2 protein-coding genes are annotated in these 1,868 nt (G+C 45.0%); both read left to right on the plus strand.

What is annotated here, in order from left to right; genetic code table 11:
- Window positions 1-483 precede the first annotated feature (483 nt).
- Window positions 484-1,038, plus strand: a complete 555-nt coding sequence (locus WB217_RS06145; RefSeq protein WP_423991650.1) for a cysteine hydrolase family protein — start codon at window positions 484-486, stop codon at window positions 1,036-1,038.
- Between the two features lie 45 nt (window positions 1,039-1,083).
- A partial coding sequence (gene pncB, locus WB217_RS06150; protein WP_423991652.1) for a nicotinate phosphoribosyltransferase occupies window positions 1,084-1,868 on the plus strand: 785 nt, incomplete at its 3' end.

Below are 1,868 nucleotides of genomic sequence, written 5' to 3' on the forward strand. Positions count from 1 at the left end.
GATGAAATCCGTCCGGAAGACCGTCCAGAGAATCTGGATTTGAATTTTAAAGTAGAATGATGATGAGTCGCTGCTTTTTGGGGCGATTTTTTTGTGTTTGGGTAGATTGTGTTTTGGTTGGTTTTAAATGCATTAGTGAAAGTTTTTGTAAAAGGAAGAAGCGAAAGCCATTGGAACAATCTGAGGTAAAAAATCTGCCACTGACTGTTCCAATAAGGATAATTGGAACAGTTCGAGGTGAAAAACCAGTCACGGATTGTTCCAATAAGGGTCATTGGAACAGTTAGAGCGGTGAAAACAGCCCTCAGTTGGTTTCAAACAACTTCAAGGGGGACCGGATATTCATATTCTAATTGAAAAACGCAATATGTCTGTGGCAATTGGGGTATTGCTTAAGATAAATGTGTAAAATTTGCCTGTAACACATAAATGGAAGAAAATAAGAGATATCAGGCAAGATAATAATATGAAGGATGTGGATACATAGTGGGGAACAAGGCGTTGATCAACATCGACTATACGTTTGATTTTGTGGCTGATGACGGGGCTTTGACATGCGGCAAGCCGGGCCAGGATATTGAGGAGAAGCTTGTCGGCGTCACCAGAGATTTCATTCAGAATGGTGACTATATGGTGTTCGCTATTGATGTCCATGATGAGGGCGATGAGTTCCATCCGGAAACGAAGCTGTACCCGCCTCATAATATCCGCGGCACGAAGGGGAGAGATTTGTTTGGCAGCCTTCAGGCGGTGTACGAGGAGAATAAGCATCTGGATCATGTATATTATATCGATAAAACGAGGTATTCGGCATTCGCCGGAACGGATCTTGAAATGAAATTGCGCGAAAGAGGCATTACGGAAGTGCATCTTGTCGGCGTTTGCACCGATATTTGTGTCCTGCACACAGCGGTGGATGCTTACAATAAAGGATTTAAGGTTATTGTGTATAAGGAGGCAGTTGCTTCATTTGACCCTGTCGGCCATGAGTGGTCACTTCGCCATTTCGAAAGCTCGATTGGCGCGGAGGTGAAGTAGCCTATGAAAATGAACACGGATGGCAGCAAACTTGGAGGTTTTTGGATGAGCACGAAATTTACAGATGACAGCTTGATGCTGCATACAGACTTATATCAAATCAATATGATGGAAACATACTGGCGGGATGGTGTCCACAATCGCCGTGCAGTGTTTGATTTGTTTTTCCGTAAGCTTCCATTTGGCAATGGGTACGCCGTTTTTGCCGGACTGGAAAAAATCATCAGTTACATCGAGAACTTCGGATTTACCGAGGATGATATTCAATATTTAAGAGAAGAAGCCAATTTCGGAGAGGATTTCCTGGAGTATCTGAAGGATCTTCGTTTTACAGGTTCGATTCGTGCGATGCAGGAGGGCGAAATCGTTTTTGCCAACCAGCCATTAGTCAGAGTCGATGCACCGCTTGCTGAAGCACAGCTGATCGAGACTGCTCTTTTAAATATCGTTAACTACCAGACGTTGATTGCCACGAAAGCATCGCGGATCAAGCAGGTAGTGAAGGACGAAATCGCGATGGAATTTGGTAGTCGCCGAGCGCATGAAATGGATGCGGCGCTTTGGGGCACGCGCGCGGCCTACATCGGCGGTTTTGATTCCACGAGCAATGTGCGTGCCGGCAAGCTTTTCGGAATACCGGTTTCCGGAACGCACGCACACTCAATGGTTCAGGCATATAAGGATGATTACATTGCTTTTAAAAAATACGCGGAAACGCATAAGGACTGCGTATTCCTTGTAGATACGTACGACACATTAAGGTCCGGTGTGCCAAACGCCATCCGGGTCGCAACGGAATTCGGAGATAAAATCAATTTTATCGGCATCCG

This window comes from Mesobacillus sp., assembly GCF_049588175.1.
In the GTDB taxonomy this organism is placed as follows: Bacteria; Bacillota; Bacilli; order Bacillales; family Cytobacillaceae; genus Mesobacillus.